General features: G+C 67.6%; 13 protein-coding genes. All 13 read right to left on the reverse strand.

Annotation, left to right across the window (positions count from 1 at the left end):
- Positions 1-3: 3 nt before the first annotated feature.
- The 13 genes from ABD719_RS05735 to ABD719_RS05795 all read right to left on the reverse strand — a co-directional run bounded on the left by ABD719_RS05735 (position 4) and on the right by ABD719_RS05795 (position 19,019).
- Complete coding sequence (locus ABD719_RS05735) at positions 4-1,542, reverse strand: GMC family oxidoreductase (RefSeq protein WP_344692407.1); 1,539 nt, start codon at positions 1,540-1,542, stop codon at positions 4-6.
- Positions 1,539-2,894, reverse strand: coding sequence for an alpha/beta hydrolase (locus tag ABD719_RS05740; protein WP_344692408.1), 1,356 nt, complete (start codon positions 2,892-2,894; stop codon positions 1,539-1,541). Before ABD719_RS05740 ends, ABD719_RS05735 begins: the two co-directional genes overlap by 4 nt.
- 266 nt (positions 2,895-3,160) lie before the next feature.
- Positions 3,161-3,631, reverse strand: coding sequence for a (deoxy)nucleoside triphosphate pyrophosphohydrolase (locus ABD719_RS05745; RefSeq protein ID WP_344692409.1), 471 nt, complete (start codon positions 3,629-3,631; stop codon positions 3,161-3,163).
- Positions 3,632-3,635: 4 nt separating this feature from the next.
- Positions 3,636-3,974, reverse strand: coding sequence for a hypothetical protein (locus ABD719_RS05750; protein WP_344692410.1), 339 nt, complete (start codon positions 3,972-3,974; stop codon positions 3,636-3,638).
- Between the two features lie 12 nt (positions 3,975-3,986).
- A complete protein-coding gene (locus ABD719_RS05755; protein ID WP_425567123.1) occupies positions 3,987-5,492 on the reverse strand; it encodes a L,D-transpeptidase family protein in 1,506 nt (501 codons plus the stop codon).
- Positions 5,493-5,649: 157 nt separating this feature from the next.
- A complete protein-coding gene (locus tag ABD719_RS05760; RefSeq protein ID WP_344692412.1) occupies positions 5,650-9,327 on the reverse strand; it encodes a TonB-dependent receptor in 3,678 nt (1,225 codons plus the stop codon).
- Between the two features lie 453 nt (positions 9,328-9,780).
- Positions 9,781-11,013 (reverse strand): alpha-galactosidase, encoded by a 1,233-nt coding sequence (locus ABD719_RS05765; RefSeq protein ID WP_344692413.1) that lies wholly within the window; start codon positions 11,011-11,013, stop codon positions 9,781-9,783.
- A gap of 84 nt (positions 11,014-11,097) precedes the next feature.
- Positions 11,098-12,222 carry an SGNH/GDSL hydrolase family protein gene (locus ABD719_RS05770; RefSeq protein ID WP_344692414.1) on the reverse strand — a complete coding sequence of 375 codons (1,125 nt, stop codon included), beginning with the start codon at positions 12,220-12,222 and terminating at the stop codon, positions 11,098-11,100.
- Positions 12,207-13,235 carry a glycosyl hydrolase gene (locus ABD719_RS05775; protein ID WP_344692415.1) on the reverse strand — a complete coding sequence of 343 codons (1,029 nt, stop codon included), beginning with the start codon at positions 13,233-13,235 and terminating at the stop codon, positions 12,207-12,209. Before ABD719_RS05775 ends, ABD719_RS05770 begins: the two co-directional genes overlap by 16 nt.
- Positions 13,236-13,239: 4 nt before the next feature.
- Positions 13,240-14,589 carry a glycoside hydrolase 5 family protein gene (locus ABD719_RS05780; protein WP_344692416.1) on the reverse strand — a complete coding sequence of 450 codons (1,350 nt, stop codon included), beginning with the start codon at positions 14,587-14,589 and terminating at the stop codon, positions 13,240-13,242.
- Positions 14,590-14,617: 28 nt separating this feature from the next.
- Positions 14,618-16,093 (reverse strand): tryptophan halogenase family protein, encoded by a 1,476-nt coding sequence (locus ABD719_RS05785; RefSeq protein WP_344692417.1) that lies wholly within the window; start codon positions 16,091-16,093, stop codon positions 14,618-14,620.
- Positions 16,090-17,544 carry a tryptophan 7-halogenase gene (locus tag ABD719_RS05790; RefSeq protein WP_344692418.1) on the reverse strand — a complete coding sequence of 485 codons (1,455 nt, stop codon included), beginning with the start codon at positions 17,542-17,544 and terminating at the stop codon, positions 16,090-16,092. The genes ABD719_RS05785 and ABD719_RS05790 overlap by 4 nt, the downstream gene beginning before the upstream one ends.
- On the reverse strand, positions 17,541-19,019 hold the full coding sequence (locus tag ABD719_RS05795) for a tryptophan halogenase family protein (protein WP_344692419.1): 1,479 nt from the start codon (positions 19,017-19,019) through the stop codon (positions 17,541-17,543). Before ABD719_RS05795 ends, ABD719_RS05790 begins: the two co-directional genes overlap by 4 nt.
- Positions 19,020-19,145 lie beyond the last annotated feature (126 nt).

Here is a 19,145-nt window from a genome sequence, read left to right on the forward strand (position 1 = left end):
TCCTCAACGGTCCGAGGTGAGAAAACGGTCGGCGGTGCGCAGCGACAACGCCATGATCGTGAGCGCGGGGTTGGCCGCCAGGGCGCTGGGAAAGACGGAGTTGTCGCAGATCAGCAGATTGGGGATGTCGAAGCTGCGCCCGTCGGGATCGACCACCGCTTCGTCGCCGTCATGCCCCATGCGGCAGGTGCCGATGGTATGCGCCGAGCGACCGACCGCCAGTACGTCCTGCGCACCCGCCGCTTTCCAGATCGCGGTCAGCGTGCGCCGCGCATGACGATCGATCGCCTGCTCGTTGGCATGGTAGCTGAAATCGATCCGCGCCTTGCGATGCCCGAAGGCGTCGGTTTCGTCGGCCAGCGTCAGTCGGTTGTCGGCATGGGGCAGGCATTCGCCGTTGATGCCGATCCCCGCCATCCGGTTGTAGCCGCGCAGCATCGCCTCCAGCCGCCCGCCCCACATGCCCGTGCCCCGCGCCAGCCCGTTGGCCAGATTGACGGGCAGCACGCCGAGGCTCTGGATCAGGTAACCGCCCGCGCAGCCCGCGTCGCCCGGTCGCATCATATCCTCGCTGATGAGGGACGAGGGGTAACCGCGGTTCATCCGCATGTCTGTGTCGAACCGGCCCCAGACTTGCGTCGCGACATGCGCCATGAAGTTGCGCCCGACCTGACCGCTCGAATTGGCGATGCCCAGATTGAGCAGCAGGCGCGGCGTCTCCACCCCGCCCGCACACAGGAAGACGGTGGAACAGCGTTGGCGACGTTCCTCGCCGTCCTGATGGTAGACGACCGCGCTGATCCGGCCCGTGCCGTCGAACTCGAACGACAGCACCCGGCATCCGGCCCGGATATCGGCGCCATGGGCGGCGGCGACGGGCAGGTAGGTGGTGTCCATGCTGGTCTTGGCGGCGTTACGGCATCCCTGATGGCAGGTGCCGCAATTGACGCAGGCCTGACGCTGTCCCCAGTGCGGCTGCTCGTGATCGCGCGACACGAGCGCGGCGGGCGCATCGGTGGCGGTGATGCCGGTCGCCGCGCAGCCGCGCGCCATCGCGTCTGCCGCCGCGTTGCGGGGCACGGGCGGATAGGCGTAGCGGCGGGCCGCGTCCCATGGATAGGCGGCGGGACCCGACACGCCGGTGAACCGCTCCACCTCCTCGATATAGCGGATCAGTTCGGCATGGTCGATCGGCCAGTCGGCGCCTTCGCCGGTCAGCGTCTTCAGCCGCAGGTCGCGGGGGTCGGGGCGGGGGCAGAAGGCACCCCAGTGCAGCGTCGATCCGCCCACGCCCATGCCCGAATTGTTCGACCCGAACGCAGTGGGCGTGGCGCCGCCGCTCAGCCGTTCCTCCATCCAGTAGATGTCGGCCGCGACCTCGTCCGCGACGTGATCGTCGGGGCGGAAGGCGCGTCCCGCTTCCAGCGCGACCACCGACAGGCCCGCCTTGGCGAGACGGGCGGTCAGCGGTGCGCCGCCCGCGCCCGTGCCGATGACGACCGCGTCGACGGGCGTCGTCGCGTCATGCCCGATCGTGCTCACGCCACCGGCTCCGGCGCGATTTGCCAAGCTTCCGGATCGTCGGCACCGGTGCGGGTATAGCCCTGCTTGCGGGGACGATCGCCGCCTACGGCGAACCCGTCATAACCGATCGCCGCCATGGTCGCGGGCAGCGACATCCAGGTGCGGGCCGTTTCGGCGCGGACGTCCTCGAACCACAGTGCCATCTGCGCGGGGGAAAGGCCCGTCCCGTCATCCGCGACACCGACTTCCCCGTCGGCGAGGCGATCCAGCCAGTCAGCCCGGGCCGCGGACGGCAGCATCGCGAAACCGCCCGTGACGGCATTCAGCGTCGCCAGCCCGCGCCGCCATGCCTCGGCATCGGGCGGCAGCGCGGCGAAGCGCCAGCCGTCACCGGGGCCGTCGGCGATGCCCGTCAGGATGCGATCGGCCAGATCGCGGTCGTCACCGCCACCGGGCAGGACCTGCGCGACCAGCGCGGCGACGGTTTCCCGGTCGAGGTCGGTCCATGTCGCTGTCGGGAGCACTGGGGCGCGCATCCGGTCCAGCATCGCGGCACGCGTCCTGCGGCTGACCCGATCGGAGGCGAGGAGCCGTACGAAATCCGCCGGCAGTATCGACGCCGCGACCATCGCTGCATGATCGCGGATCAGCGCGGCGAGGGCATCCGGTTGCTCATAGGGGATCAGGTGCGCCGCGTCCGGCACGACCCGCAGATCGGCCGTGACATAATGCGGCAGGTTGAGCCGGCGTTGCGCGTCCTCGCCCAGATCGCCGTCCTCCGCCCCGGCGACGATCAGCGCGGGGATGGTAATCCGTCCCGCCGCGGCGCGCCAGTCCTCCCGGCTGCCGCGCTCCAGCCAGCCCAGCCATGCTTCCCGGTTCGAACGCATCACGTCGGCGATGGCGCGGTCGCGCAGGGCATCGGGCAGCGACGCGGCGGTGTTGGCATCGACGAAGGTCGCGGCCTCGTCCCGGGCGATGCGCCCGTCGGCGAACCAGCCGATCATGCCGGCCCGGCGATCCTCGTCCATCGGCTCAGGCGCGGGGGGCGAGGCCGCGACCAGCACGACACCCAGCACGCCGGACAATCCGGCTTCACCGGCGGCGGCGCGCGCGGCGACCAAAGTCGCGATCTTGCCGCCCATGCTGTGCCCGACGATCACGCACGATGTGATCCGGCGGGCCTGTATCCGGTCCGCCAGCCAGTCCGTCATCGTCGCCACATCGGCATGGCCGGCATCGGTCGCATCGCCGAAGCCGGGCAGGTCGAGTGCCAGACATTCGTATCCTTCCAGACGGTCGATGACCTGTGCCCACTCCCCCGCGCTGGCGCCGAGCGCGTGGAGAAACACCAATGTCGGTCGGGTCATGCAGCCTCGTCAAATCCAGGTTCATGTCGGACGCCGGGGAGCGCTTGTCCGTTCCTCGGCCAGCGTCGTGAAAAATGATCTCGATCAACTTGGCGAAGGTTTGGGATGCGGGGGGCTATGCAAACCGGTCTGTACCGGTGCCATTCCACATGGCTATCTGCCGATCCTTGGGTGTCCCTGACACCTCTAATGCATCGGCCCTCGTGCATCGGCCCGATGCGTTTTGCGGTTCATCAGATGATCCCGGCCGACCCGGCCTTGCGTGGTCAGGGCCGCCGGTCGGTCGCCGCGAGCAGTTCGTCCCTGACGGCGCGAGCGACCGGGATGTCCGCCGGTGCGAGGCGGAGCGCCATCAGCGCATCGGCTCCGATCCATCGTGCGTCGTCATGCACCGAAAGCTGCCATTTTTCGCACGTCATCCGGACATGGATGGCGATCAGGTTGATGGTGCCGCCCTCGTATCGATGCAGATGCCGCATCATGATCTCGCCGGGCTCGCAGGTGATGGCAAGTTCCTCGGCCAGTTCGCGCGCGATGCATGTCTGGATGGTTTCGCCCGGCTCCACCTTGCCGCCGGGAAATTCCCAATAGCCCGCCAGATTCTGACCGGGTGCCCGGCGGGCCATCAGGACATGCCCGTCCCGCACGATGATCGCCGCAGCCACATCCTTCACCATCTGTCGCGGGTGATCGTCGAGGAAGCCAGCCGGCGATCCGCCGGGTCGGGATCGCGGCACATGCCTATTTCCGCTCGACCTGCTCGACCGGGGCGGTGTCGGTGACCGGCGCCTCGTCGCGGGAGGCACGAGCGGTCATGCCGGTGGCGGAGGCGTCGTCCAGCATCTGCTCGTCCGGGCCGGGTGCGATGGCGGGGGGCGCCTCCGCCGCCAGATTGACCTCCGGTGTCGCCGATGGCGTGGGTAGCGGTTCCGGCGTGTCGATGGGGGCCGGCTCCGCCATCTCGACCGGCGCCACCAGGTTCTCCTCCACCGGGGCCGGCTCCTCGTTCGATCGCGAGCATCCGCCGAGGCCGATGGTCAGCAGGGCCGCGGCGATCGCGAGGGTCGTTCTTGCAGTCATCGTTCTTCCTTCTCAGCGCAGGGCCAGCGTCTGGCGCGCGGACCGTGACTCGATCCTGGCGGCCAGCGTTCCGTCCCACCGATAGGGATCGCCGCGGAAACTGACCTGCCCGTTCGGACTGGCGAATGCGGTCCAGTATAGCAGATATACCGCGACCGGCTCGGCCAGTCTGGCGCGCACGGTCTTGCCGGCCGCGACCGTCGTGTCGATCGTCTCGGGCGACCATTCGGGCGTCGCGTTCATCAACTGCTTGGCCAGCGCCGCCGGCTTTTCCAGCCGGACGCAGCCATGGCTGGCCAGCCGGTCGAACCGCGCGAACCCCGATTGCGCCGGCGTGTCGTGGAGATACACCGAGAACGGGTTGGCGAAGTCGAACTTGAACTTGCCTAGGGCGCTGCGTTCGGAGGATTGCTGCAACCGCCTGGCCCCGTCTCCCGCGTCGATGATGCGGAAGCCATTGCGTGCCAGATAGCCGGGGTTCGCCTTTTCCTTGGGCCAGAGCTCGCGGTTGGCGATGCCCGAGGGTACGTTCCAGGGCGGGTTGAGTACGATGCTGTGAATCTGCGAGGTCAGCATCGGCGTCTCGTCGCCGGGCCGCCCGGTCACCGCCTTCATCGACAGCACCGGCGCGTCACCGTCGAACAGCGTCAGCACCGCCGCGGCGATGTTCACCTGCACGCGGTTCTTCTCCAGCGTGGGGGGCAGCCAGCGCCACCGTTCCATATTGGCCTTGATCTGGCGGATGCGCGCGTCGACCGACACGTCGAGCGCGGCCAGCGTCTGCGCACCGACCGTGCCGGTCGGATTGAGCCCGTACCGGCGCTGGGCCCGACGGACCGCCTCGATCAGGGCGGCATCGAAGCGATCGCCGGACCCCGTCAATTGCGGGTCCTCCACGGCCAGCCGGCGGCGCAATGCCGCCACGCGTGGTCCGGTGGCGCCAAAGGCCAGATCGGGTCCCGCGGGCATCGACGTCCATCCCCCCGCCGCGGCGATCTGGCGGTAACGGGCAAGCCCGGCGACCAGCGTGTCGTATCCGGCATAAGGCGGCGGCAGCGAGGCGATCCACGCGGCCAGCCGATCATTGGCCACGGCATTCAGGAAGCCGGGCAGGGGATCATAGGCCACCGGCCGCATCGCCCAGTCGCGCTGGAAATCCGCCTCTGCCAGCCGCCCGGCATGGACCGCCCTGGCATGGTCGAGCGCGGCGCGCACCAACCCGTCATTATCCGCCGGGGTGGTGGGTGGCTGGTCGCTCAACCCCTGCGCTACCGCGTCCTTGCCGATCAGGCTGGAAAGCTGGATCGCCTGCCCGGTCGACAATCGGAGCAGCGGCACCGATTGCAGGATCGGTGGCGGCAGGATGATGGCCGGGGCCGTGGGCGGCAGCGGTGCAGGCGACGGCATGTCCTGCGCCCCGGCAAGGGCCGGCCATGCGCAGGCCCCGAGCAGCAGATATCCCGCCGCCTTCGATCCGAGGCGGGGGCCAATATGTGAGTGGCGGTGCTTCATCGTCATCATCGCCGGCTCTATCACGGCACGGGGCTGGTCCGCATCGTCTATCGTCCCGGAGGGCCGTGATTTTCCGTTCACCCCGGCCACAGGGGGAGGGCAGGCGATCCGCGCGCTGCGAAGCCTGCCCCCCCCCTGTGGCCGGTAACCTGAATTTTCCGTGTTATCGTCCGAACTGGAAGCGGACCCCCCCCAGGATACGGCGGCCGCCATACTGGATCTTCATGATGCGCGGCGTGCCGTCGGCGAAGTTGATGTACGGCCCGGTGGAGATCGTCTGCGCCTCCCGCGAGATGTTGCGTGCCTCGACATAGACCTGCAGCGCGCGGGTGATGTTCCACGCCGCCTTGGCATCGAGGAACTCGCTGCCGTCGATGAACCGGGCCGTACCGGGATTGTAACCGGGGCCGACCAGCCGGACGTTGGTCCATTGTTCGCCCGGGTAGTTGATGTCGCCGGTGTTACCGCCGCACGGCGTGATGCAGCTGAACCGCGTCGTGCGCTTCTGATAGGCCAGCCGGAAGTTGAACCGCCCGTCGTCATACCAGAACGAGGTGTTCAGATAGTATTTCGATTCGTCGGGCGGCAGCATCGTGTCGCCGGTCAGCGGTTCGCGCTGGCCGGAGGTGACGATCGACGACAGGATCGACAGGTTGGTGTCGACACCGGTGTGGCGGAAGATCCACGGCAGCATCGTGAACGCGGTCTTGGCCTGGAATTCCCAGATGTTGCGCTTGTAGCCCGGCCCGTTCGCCCAGGTGGGGATCGAGAATTCGATCTCGCTGAGCGGCCGCCCGGTGACGGGATCGGTCACGGTGCTGCCCTCGAACGGGCGGGACAGCACCGTCACGCCGATCGGATTGCCGACCTTCACGTCGAGCCGGCCGAAGGTGGCCGAGAACAACGTGTCGGCATTGGCATACCATTCGAGGCTGAAGTTATAGTTCCACGCGGTGAACGGCTTCAGCCCCGGATTGCCCAGCCGGCCGCTGCACCCGAATTCGTCGTCGCCCGCGATCAGCGCCTGCCGCTCGTCATAGGCGGTGCAGTTGCCACCCGGCAGCAGCCGGTCGGTGGACGGCCGGGCGACCGTCTTGCCGCCATAGGCCCGGAAGACCAGGCTGTCGCGGAAGGCCCAAAGGTTGAGGTTAACCGTCGGCAGCCAGTCGCGTGTCGACGAATTGATGGTGGCGGGGAACGAGAAGGTCTGGGTCGAGATGGTGCCGGTGTTGTTGGGATCGGCCGGGTTGAACCCCGGCAGCACGCGGACCGCGGAGATGGTCTGCAAGGCCGTGCCAGAGACTTTGGTGAAGACGCCGCGGACACCGGTGTTGCCGTCGAACCGCAGGCCAAGCGGCAGGTCCTGATTGAAATCGACCATTGCGTAGACGTTCTTGATCGTCTCGTTGGTGCGCGCGACCGGCTGCGCATAGGTCTGGCCGTCGCTGCCGACGCAACTGATCAGGCAGTCGAAGTTCAGGAACTGCGATGCGCCCAGTTGCGAGAACAGCTCGTCGGTGCGGATGCCCTGCCACGAGGGCGGCAGGTTGCCGCGGTTGGGCAGGTCGCCGAAGAATTTCGAATCAGCCTTGTCGAGTGTGCCGGCGAACAGATCGCGCAACGCCTGCGGGGTCAGCGTGTCGACGCCCGAGCGGATATTGGCGGGGTTGGTGCTGGGCACGAAGCCGAAGTTGCACGACAGGCCACCGGCGGCGGCCGATCCCGCGGTCGGCTCGCACGCGCGGAAGGTGCCGCGGACCTGCGCGGTCGGCACGATGACCGCGGGCACATAGCCGGGCTGGCCGAACACGCCCTGCTGCGACACCGTGGTGTAGCCGCCGCCGCCCCAGCGACTGATGCGGTTGTTGCGATACATCGCACCGACCTTGATGCGGTTGATGAACGGCAGCAGATCCTCGGTCTTGTAGGCGAAATCGAACTTGCCGATCTTTTCGGACGCGATGCCGAGACGCGGGGAATACTGGACCGAGAAGCTGGGCGTGACCAGCGGCAGCTGCGACACCAGATACTGCGGTGTCGCAGGGCCGTTGGCCGATGCCGCAACCGCATTCTGCCCGATACAGGTCGCCGGGTTCGTTCCGCCCGCGACGCAGGGCGGACGGTTGACCTGGACGAAGTTGGCCGGGTTCGTCTCGTCATAATCGGTGGGGAGCTGGATATCCCACAGGCCGTTGCCCTGCAGCGCCAGCGTGGCGTCGCCATATTGATAGGAGCGCGCGGTGCGCATGTCGGCACGGCTGGTCCGCGCGCGGGTCATGCCGCCCCACAGGTCGATCTCCAGCCGGTCGCTGCGCCATTCCGCTCCGCCCTGCACATAGGCGGTCTTGGTATCGATCTCGTTCTCGATCTGGTCGATGTTGACCGAGTTGTTGGTCAACGTCATCCCCGTGACGTTGTGCTTCGCATCGACCACGACGCTGCCGGGCACGACGTTCAGCACGTTGCCCAGCGTCGGATTGTTGGCGATGTTGTTCAGGCCGTATTGCGGGTCGAACAGATAATAGCCGGCCGGCGCATTGGGTGAAACCGTGCGCGTGCGCGGGACGGTGGTGATAGTGGAATCGACGAAGCTGCCCGCCGGGTTGGCGCTGAACAGCGTGATCGGCGTGCGGCTGCGGTTCTGGTCGTGGACCTTGCGGTCGGCACGGGTGCCTTTGAAGAACAGCACCAGATTGTCGTTCACCTGGAAATCGAACCGCGCATCCAGCGAATAACGTTCGTCATTCTGTTCGTTGGTGAAATGGCGGATCAGCGACGGGGTGTAGTCGTTCCACTGGTTCAGGCAGGTCTGCTGTTCCAGGATGCGCTGCGTCCGCTGCGTCGGCGATCCCGTGGTGTTGAACGGGAAGATGCTGATGCATTCCGCCTTGCTCTGCGCGCCGGCGGCCAGCGTGACGAGCCGGCGCGGCGTCAATGCGCCGCCACCCGGTGCGAAGCTGTTCGCGATCGGCACGTCCGCGGCATCGGTGCCGACGGTGTCGGGGTTGAAGGCGAAAGTCTTTTCGGGCGAATTGTCGAAATCGTACAGGCGCGAATAATTGCGGTTGTTGCTCGTCGTGTTCTCGTAATTGTGGCCGTTGTTCTGGATCTTGGCATAGGTGCCGCTGACGATCACACCCAGCCGTCCGCCCAGATAGCGGCGCGACGCCACGGCGTTGAAATCCGGCGTCCAGTCGCGGCCCAGCGAATTCTGCTGGGCGCCGGCGCGCACCGAGAAATAGGGCTTCTTGAAGTCCAGGCCGCTGCGCGTCTTGATCTGCACGCCGCCACCCAGCGACCCCTCGGTCTGGTCGGCGGTCGACCCCTTGACCACGTCGACGCTCTTGATGAGTTCGGCCGACAGTTCGCGCAGGTCGCCGCCGCGCGTCGGGCCGCCATCGACCGCGAGGCCGTTGGTCGACTGGACGCCGATACCGTCCAGCTCGACGCGGGTCAGGCCGGGGCCGTTGCCACGGATAGCGACGCCGTCGCCCTCGCCGAATTCGTTGCGGGACAGCGCGACGCCGGGGATGCGGGAAATCGCCTCGTTGACGTTCCGGTCCGGGAACGACCCGATATCGTCGGCGACGATGGAGTCGGTGGCGGTGCGGGCGTTGCGCTTGCGGCGGTTGGCGGTCTGCTGGCTCTCGCGGGACCCCACGACCAGGATCTCGCTGTCGGACGACGGCGCATTGGCCTGCGGGCCATTCGATGTCGCCGGTGCCCCACTGTTCGATTGCGCCGCCGCGGCATGAGGCATCGTGGCGATCGCCAGTCCGATCGCCAGCCACGAACTGGTAGCGGCCACGCGACGTAAACGGAATGACGCAATCGTGCTCATTGATCCCCCCCCTAGCAAGCGGGTGCGGAGCATTGTCGCCCTCACACCTCAATATGTAGGACAGATACGCACATCATGGAATTGCCTGTCAACGCAAATGATCATCTTTCGCGACAGGATTTGGGATCAAGTCGAACCAATACTGGTTCAATATTTGTATAAAATGCCAAAAAATAGCGTTAACAATTGCCTTGAAGTCTAGATACAACATAATCCTGCAGTTTTCGTGTGAGCGATATCAAACGAGACTGAATGCCAAGCAGATGTCACGTCAAATCTGGTAAGACATATGGATAACGGTCGAGAAGGACCGGTCTGGATCGTCGCGAATCCATGGCTTCGACGATCAACACGATTCACGGCATGCCTAAATCCCGGTCGGCAGGCTCCCGTACGCCGACGACGAACAGGAGCCCGGTTATGACACCCGGTCGCAGATTCCGTGTCGAAGGATCAGGGCTTCAGTCGCAGCATGACGACGCCGTGCGGCGGAACCGCGGCCTGATAGCGGCCCGAACGTCTGCCGAGTTCCCGATGCGTCCAAAGGTCGCGCACCTGCAGTCGGACCGAGCGCGGCAGGCCGAGCATCGCCCAGTCGGCGGTGATCGTCGCCGGCGCATCGCCACGGTTGAACAGCAACAGGGCACGGCCGCCATCCGACAGCGGTTTGGACCAGACTTCGCGATCGCCATCCTTCCAGACACGGTGGCCCTGGATACCCAGCGCGTCCTGATCGACCGCGATGACATCGGTGTTCAGCAGGATCGCCCGCGTCGCCGCGTCCATGGCGACGACATCGTTGCCCGCGATCAGCGGCGCGGCCATCATCGCCCATAGCGAGAAGTGCGACCGGTACTCGGTATCGGTCATGCCGCCGTTGCCCACTTCCAGCATGTCCGGGTCGTTCCAGTGGCCCGGGCCGGCATAGGGCCATAGCGGCTCGTTCATGTCGGCAATCGACGTCACGCCCCAGCTATAGCCATGATGGCCGGTCCATTTGTCGGTGATATCGCCGGTCGTGCGCCACATGTTGCCGATCTTCGACGCCCACAGCCACGGCTTCGAATTGCCCCATTCGCACATCGAGAACAGGATGGCGCGGCCCGATGCGCGCAGCGCGTCCGACATCAGCGCATACGCCTCCTCCGCGTTGCGGACGCCCGTCGAGCACCAGTCGTATTTCAGATAGTCCACGCCCCAGCGCGCATATTGCAGCGCATCCTGATATTCGTGCCCCTGACTGCCCGGACGGCCGCCGCAGGTCTTGGTGCCGGCATCCGAGTAGATGCCGAACTTCAGCCCCTTCGCATGGACATAGTCGGACAACGCCTTCAGTCCGCCAGGAAAGCGTGCCCTGTCCTCGGTGATGAAGCCGTTCGCGTCGCGGGTGCCGTGCCAGCAATCGTCGATGACGATGTATCGGTATCCCGCCGCCTGCATCCCGTTGGACGCGATCGCGTCGGCCGTCGCGCGGATAGTGGCTTCGTCGACCTTGCAGGCAAACCTGTTCCAGCTGTTCCAGCCCATCGGCGGCGTCTGGGCCAGGCCGTTCGCGGTCCGCCTCGGGTCCTTCGACGGCGCCAGCGTATTGGGATCGGGATCGAGCACTTCCTGCGCCGAGACGGGCGCGGCGGCATCCAGCAACAGCAGGGCGGCCAGCAAGTGAAAGAATGACTTTTTCAGCATGATCGATCCATTATTTCTTCAGGCCGGCATCCGCATCGCGAGCGGGACGCAGCCCATCCGCCAGATTGAGCCGGATATTTGCGATTACCGTCCGGCCCACAGGGCGGGATGCGCCTCCACATAGGTGGCCAGACGGTCGGCGATGATCTGGTCGTCCGCGGTCGAGGGGTGATAGTCGCAGCCCGACATCGCCAGTCCCGGCACCGCGACGAACGCGACGCGGGCATCCCCGGCGGCGTGCAGGCGGGCGGCGACCCTGGCCGTCTCCGCAGCGATCTCGCCATCGGCCATGTCGGTCGCCCACAGCAGGATGTGCGCGCCCGGATGCGCGGTGCGCAGGCCGGTGACGAAGGCGACGTACCGGTCCTCGTAATCCGCGTGGAGCGCAGAGCGGGTCGCCCAACGTTCGCCGGCATGAAGTGCCGTCGAGAAGTCGTTGGTGCCCAGCGCGATGACGATCAGTTGCGGGTGCCATGCCGTGTCGTCGTGGCGCGCCACCTTGTCGAACAGCGTGAAGGGATAGACGATGGGCAGCGTGTCGCCGATGCCGCCGTCGTAATTGCGCACGATCCCGCGACCGGAGATCGCATTGACCCGGTAATCGGCATCGTAGCGGCGGGCAAGGCGCCCGGCGACACCCTGTGCCGGGTCGGTCGTCGCCCATACCTCGGCCGGCGTGCAGGTCCGGGTGGTGGAGATGTTGCCGTAGCCGACGGTATGCGAATCGCCGATGAACTCGACGCGGCGGGAACGGGCCGGGGCGGGCAGGGGGTGGGTGGTGCCGGTGGCATAGAGGCCGCCGATCATGGTCGGGCCGGACTGGCTTTCCCCCGCTACGTCGATGCGCAGGGTATGACGTCCCCCGGCCAGACCGCCGATCCGGTAGAGGCCGGGCTGCGGCTTGACGAGGTGGGCGACACGCCGGCCATCGACCGCGACGTTGAGCACGATGTCGCCAGTGCCGATGCGGATCAGCGCCGCCTTGCCCCGGAACGCGCCCTCCAGATAGGTGCCCGGCCATTGTCGGCGATAGCCGTCCGGCGTGCGCTCGACCCGCCCGCCGATGTTCAGGGGCAGCGCGGCGCCCGCGACGGCGGTGGCCGGTGCGGGTGTCACCGTCACCGCTTCGGCGGCCGGCCCGGCGGCGGGAGCCGTCCCCGCCAGCGACAGGGCGGCGAGTGCGGCGGCGATCCTTATGCCTTCAACCATGCGGGTAGTTCATCCTTCGTCACGTAGCGGCGCGATGCGAAATAGCGGCGCAGCAGATCGGGGGTGTTCTGGTCCGCGCCCGTCAGCCAGCGGCTGTGCCACGTCATGAACCACAACCAGTCGGAACCGGGGCCGAGCAGCGCCGGATCGGGCACCGGACCATTTTCGTGCAGGCAGATCGGCAGCGTGTCGCCGACGATCGCCTTCACCTGCGCGAACATCGGCGCGAGATTGCCGTGATCCTGCACATAGATGTCCGCCCCCGCGATATCGACCTGCGCGCGGCCGGGATACCAGGCGGCATCGACATTCTGTCCGGCCCAGCCCAGCACCCAGATCAGGTTGGTCAGCCGGTGGACGCGGGTATAGCGATCGTACATCAGCCGCCACAGCGCCTTGAACGCGTCGGGGCCATGCTTGCCCCACCAGAACCAGTCGCCGCTGAATTCGTGGAACGGCCGCCACAGCACCGGGATGCCCCGGTCGCGCAGGCCCGCGAGCAGCACGGCCACCTGATCCATGTCGCGCAGCATCGCGACGTGCTGCGGCGTGCCGGGCCGCAAGGCGGCGGCGACGTCGAAATCCTTTTTCGAATTCTCGTAGCCGGTGCCGATATCGGGTGCGCCCCAGTGCCAGCAGAGCGTGACGATCCCACCCGACCGCGCCCAGGCGACGGCCCGTTCGTTGACCGCGTCGTTATCGGCCGGATCGATATAGTCGAGGCCGAGCATCGCGGGCAGGCGGCCGGTCGTCCGGCGCAGGTAATCGAGTTCGGGCTGGCCGCCGTTCGCGGACCGGCCCACCTCCTGCTGGCCGGTCAGCGTCCGCCTGCCGTACTGGCTCCACAGATAGGCATAGAGGCGCTGTGCCCCGGTCGATGCGGCGGGGTTGCTCAACACCCGCGTCGCCGGTGCGGCGGCCAGCGAGGGGGCGGCCAGCAGGGGGGCGGCGTGCAACAGCCCCAGCGCGCCCATGCCTGCCAGCGTCCCGCGTCGGGTCGTGCCGTGATCCATCCGTTCAGCCCTTCGCCAGCACGGCGGCATGGGCGCGGATGACGGCCTGAGTCGAGGCGTCGCTGTCGAACACGCCGTACCAGCCCTGCGGCTCGTGCGGGGGATCGCCCATATAGCCGAGGTCGCCACGCCGGAAACGGTGATCGGCATGGGGCGTCCGCGCCTCGCCGTTCCATGCCCAGAAATTGGAGCCGGCCAGCGGCCCGCCGCGCGCGACGTCCGCCTCGATCGCGGCATAGATCTGGCGGTAGAAACGATCCTTGAACGTCGTCGGGATCGTCGGGTCATAGGCGGTGGCACCGTCGCGCGGGTAACCGAATTCCTCGATCACCAGCGGCTTGCCGAGCGTGGTGGCGAGGCGGATGTGCGCGGCGATGTAATCCGCGACCCTGGCGGCACCGGCGTCATAGGTGCCTGCGAGGTTGCCCGCCTCCATCCAGCTCCAGTTGTTCGGCCAGATGTGCGTCGTCAGATAGTCGATCGCCGTCGAGCGGTGCGCGGCAAGGACCACGTCCTCGCGCTCGATCGATCCCTTCAGCCCTTCCGAACCGGTGCAGACGAGGTGGTTGGGATCGAGCGTCTTGATGTAGCGCGCGGTCTCGTCGATCCAGCGATAGTAATGCGGCAGGTTGGGCACCGCCACCGCATCCGATCCACCGGGGCGGGGTTCGTTGGCCAACTGCCACGCCATGATCGTCGGATCGGCGGCATAGGGCTTGCCCGTCACGCCGTTCACGCGGGTGACGAGCGCCCGGATGTAATCGCGGTACAGCGCCTGCGCCTGCCCGTTGGCATAGAAGGCCGCGGTACGATCGGCGAATTCGGGCCATGGGTGCGCCGGATCGTTCATGTCGATATAGTCGCCGCCGTTGACCCAGTAGAGATAGGTCATCATTCCGCCCGACCATTCCCAGAAATTGGTCAGGTAGACGACGGCGGTCATGTCGCGCCTGGCCATTTCCGCCAGCGTCCAGTCCAGCCCGGCAAGCAGATCGGCGTTGTAGGTGGCGCCGGCATCGCGGAAGCCGGGGGTGATCGAATTCTTGAGCGGCGACAGTTCCGCCGATCCCAGCACGCGCAGGTTGCGCACGCCCAGCGCCTGCAACCGGTCCAGCTCGCGCGACAGTCGCGCCCGGTCGCCATAGGCGGTCGGCGCGCCCAGCCATGCACCATACCAGATATTGGCGCCGGCATAGCGATAGGGCGCACCATGACGGCGCAGGGTGAGCCCCTCCACCGTGACGAACGGGGTTGCCGCCGTGCCGGCTCCGCCCGGACGGGGCCCCATCGTGCAGGCGCCCGTCAGCGCCGCAGCCCCCACGATTACCGAACGGCGATCGATCATGTCCGTCATGTTCCTTTGTCCTGAAGAAGGGGCGTGGTCATTCGACCGCAGGCAGTTGCCGGGCGATGTCGGCGTGGCCGGTGCGCATCCGGCGCAGCGCATCGGCGACCCGGTCGGCATCCAGCGCGTCGACGACGGGGTCGTAGCCATCGGGATCGATCCCCTGGCCCAGCATCACCGCGACCCAGCTGGGGATCGAGAACAGTTCGTCGTCGTAGCGGAAGATGCGGCCCTTTTCGCTGAACAGCGCCAGTTTGCGCGTCAGCGTGTCGGGGATCGCCATGGTGCGGACATGCCGCCAGAAGGGGGAATCGTCGCGCGCGGTCGCATGGTAATGCAGGATGATGAAGTCGCGGATGGCATCGAACTGGTTCGCCATCAGCCGGTTGTATTCGTCCCGCTCGACCGCAGTGAACCGCATGTCGGGAAACAGCCCGAACAGTTTCGAGATACCCGTCTGGATCAGGTGGATGCTGGTCGATTCCAGCGGTTCGAGGAACCCGCCGGCCAATCCCAGCGCAACGACGTTGCCCGCCCACATCCGCTGCCGCCGGCCCGCGGTGAACGACAGGCGGCGGGGCGGGGCGGTGGCGGGCGCATCGAGATGGGCGAGCAAGGTGCGTTCCGCCTCGTCGTGATCGATGAAGCGGCTGGCATAGACATGGCCGTTGCCGGTGCGATGCTGCAACGGGATGCGCCATTGCCACCCCGCCCGATGCGCGGTGGCACGGGTGAAGGGCAGCAGCGGGCGGCTGCGTTCGGTCGGCACTGCGATGGCGCTGTCGCAGGGCAGCCAGTGCGACCAGTCCTCGAACCCGACGCCCATCTTCTCGCCCAGCAACAGGCTGCGGAAACCCGAGCAGTCGATGAACAGATCGGCCTCGACGCGGCGGTCCCCTTCCAGTCGCACGGCGCGGACGAAACCGGTTTCGGCATCCCGGTCGACGTCGAGGATGCGTCCCTCGATCCGCTGCGCCCCCTGCGCTTCGGCGCGGGCACGCAGGAAGGCGGCATAGAGGCCGGCATCGAAATGATAGGCGTAATCGAGCCCGGCAAGCGGTGAGCGCGGATCGCCCGGCGGCGGGGCGAAGCGACGGTGCCGGGCCGCGACCGCCGCCAGCGAATAATCGTCGATCGGGCCGATACCGTCGCGATGGCGAAGCTTCAGCCAGAGCTGGTGGAAATTCAGCCCCTCGATATCCTGTCCATGCGTACCGAACGGGTGGAAATACCGGTCGCCGCCATCGCGCCAGCCGACGAACTCGATCCCCAGTTTCACCGTACCGCGGGTCGCGCGCAGGAAATCCGCCTCGTCGATGCCCAGCCGGGCGTTGAAGCCACGGATCGGCGGAATCGTCGCCTCGCCGACGCCGACGGTGCCGATCGCATCGGATTCGATCAACGTGATGGTGCGCTGGCCATCGTCGAGGAAACGGGCGGCGGCGGCGGCCGCCATCCAGCCGGCGGTGCCGCCGCCGACGATCACCACGCGGCGGATGGGCGCCCCGGTCATGCACGTCCTCGCATCAGCATCCCCAGATAGTCCGGATAGGGCGGCAACCGCCCCGGCAACGTCGCGATCGCATCGCGTAATCGGGTTAGCGCGTCGGTGGCGGTCGCGGGGGGAACCGACAGCGCGATCGGATCGGCGCGCACTGGCCGCACGCCAAGCCCGAGCAGCGCCTGTGCCCAGTCGGCGCGCGACACCATCTCCTCCTCCAGCGGCGGCAGGGTGCCGCGCTGGCGGAACTGGGCAAGCAGGACGGCCAGTCCCTCCGGCACGGCCCGGGTGCGCGCCGTACCCCAGAACGTGCCCGGCGGCACCGCGACGTGATAGAAAGCGGCGGCATGATCGCACAGCCGGTCCGCCTGCAGCGTGGCGCGGCGGTTGTATTCGGCGATCAGGAACGGATCGGGATCGCGCGCGGGCATCAGGTCCAGCGCCAGCGACAGGTGCGCACAGGCCAGCGCGAACCCCGGCATGCCGAGCGGGCCGAGCATCGCCGCGGCATCGCCCAGCGCCAGCACATTCCCGACCAACGGCCGCACCCGGCGACCGGGATGGAGCGCGATCGTATCGGCCGGCGTGACGAACAGGTGCCGAGCCTCCGCATCGTCGGTAATGTCCCCCGCATAGGCGAAGGCGGTCAGGGTGCAATCGGCCAGCGGCCAGGTCGCGGTCCAGCCCGCCGGTACCGCGGCATAGACATCGGTGGGGGAGGGGACACCGACGGCTGTGGCCAGCAACAGGCGATCGACCGGCAGCGCGGCGCTCCAGTCGATCCAGCCATCGTCCGCTGCCAGCAAGGCGGCGGGGCCGCTGGCGTCGATGAACAGATCGGCGGCGATCCGCGTGCCGTCGGCAAGGGTCACCGCGCGCACGACGTCGCCGTCCCGCTCGACCTGCAGGCCGGCGGACGGCATGATCGTGACCCGTGCGGCCCGCGCCCGCGCCGTCAGCATCGCGCGCCCACGCACCGGGTCGATACGCAGGCCGTGGTCGACCCGCGACAGCAGCGAGCGGGGGTCCGGTTCGGGCAGGACGAAGCGGTCCGTCGCCGCCAGCGTCGCCGCCGGTACCAGTTCCTCGAACCGGCCGGCCGCACCGTGCGCCAGCCACAACTGGTGAAGCGCGGCACCGGCGACGATCGGCACGCCCTCGCCCGTGCCCAGCGTGAAGGCGGCGTCACCCCATGCGAAGCGTTCACCGATCCGGTGGGTGGCACCGGCCGCGACCAGCGTCGGCTCGTCGATCCCCAGCGTCGCGAGGAAGGCGAGCGCGCGGGGGCTGGCGACGGGTAATCGATCCGCCAGTGCGGCGGGATCGTCCGGCGTGGCGATCACCGTCACCGTCGCCTGCGGCAACGCTGCGGCGAAGGTAATCGCGGCGAGCAGCCCGACCGGGCCGTCCCCGACGATCACGACGGCGCGGGGTGCGATGCGCGGATTGCCCGTCACCGTCATGCCGCCACGCCCATGCCGGCCAGATAGGCGCCGTGATCGGGCAATCCGCTGACCGCATCGGCGATGCCCCGCCGCAACGCCGCCAGCGCCCGGTCGAGCGCCGCGGCATCGGGCAGGTCGGCGCGCGGGTCCCACCCCGCGGGCACGATGCCCTGACCCAGATAGACCGCGATCCAGCTCGGCTCCAGGAACAGCCCATGCGCATAGCGGGAGACGTGGCCGGTGCGACGCCACAACGCCATCTTCTCCGCCAGGCTGTCGGGGATCGTCATGGTCCGCACATGGTTCCAGAACGAAGAATCGCTGCGCGTCGTGGCGTGGTAGTGCAGGATCAGGAAGTCGCGGATGCGATCATATTCCGCATCGACCAGTGCATTGAATCCATCGCGGTCGGCGGCGGTGAGGGTGCGGTCCGGGAAATGTTCGATCAGCTGTGTGATCGCCATCTGCACCAGATAGATGCTGGTCGATTCCAGCGGCTCCAGAAAGCCGGATGCCAGCCCGATCGCCAGCACGTTGCCCACCCAGCTGCGCCGCCGCCGCCCCGCGCGGAAGCGGAGCAGGCGTGGTTCGGCGAGCGGCGGGCTTTCCATCGCCTCGACCAGCGCATCCGTCGCCGCCCCGTCCGACAGGTGGTCGGTGGCATAGACATAGCCGTTGCCGACGCGGTGGCGCAGCGGGATGCGCCAGCGCCAGCCCGCCGCCATCGCGGTCGCACGGGTGAACGGCTCGATCGGGCCGGGGGGTGAGGCGCAGGGGGCGGCGACCGCACGGTCGCAGGGCAGCCAGTGCGACCAGTCCTCCCACGTCTCGTCCATCGCATCGCCGATCAGCAGCGCGCGGAAGCCCGAACAGTCGATGAACAGATCGCCCTCGATCCGTTCGCCATCGGCCATCACGATAGCGCGCACATCGCCGCTGGCGGGATCGCGTTCGACGCCATCGACGCGCCCCTCGGTCCGCGTCGCGCCCCGCGCCTCGGCATGGGCGCGCAGAAAGGGGGCGAAGCGCGTGGCATCGAATTGGTACGCATAGCCGTAGCCGGTGGCGAGATCGTCGGGGTCCGGGCCGGGATGCGCGAACCGCCGCTCCTGCGCAGCGACCACGCCCACTGAATAGTCGCCGATCGCCGTCACCGCCCCCGCCTGGTGCCGGCGCAGCCAGAAATGATGGAAGCCGATGTCGCCGAGCGACCGACCATAGGTACCGAAAGGATGGATGTAGGAGTCGCCGACCCGGCCGAAGTCATGGAATTCGATGCCGAGTTTGAACGTCGCATGGGTCGCGGCCATGAACGCGCGTTCGTCGATGCCCAACCGGGTGATGAAGGCGCGAAGATGGGGGAGAGTCGCTTCGCCGACACCGACGATCCCGATATCCGCCGACTCGACCAGATGAACGCAGGCGGCGCCGGGAACGAGGCTCGCAAGCCCGGCGGCGGTCATCCATCCCGCGGTGCCACCTCCGAGGATCACGACCCTGATCCGATCCCGTTCCGGCAATGCCTCTCCCCTTCGCAGGCCGTACCCTGCGCCATCCGTATGTCCCAAAAACAACGGCGGCGGAATACTTATATCAAGTTTCGATATTTCGCTTGTGAC

Origin of the sequence: Sphingomonas cynarae, from assembly GCF_039537815.1 — a bacterium.
GTDB classification, from domain to species: Bacteria; Pseudomonadota; Alphaproteobacteria; order Sphingomonadales; family Sphingomonadaceae; genus Sphingomonas; species Sphingomonas cynarae.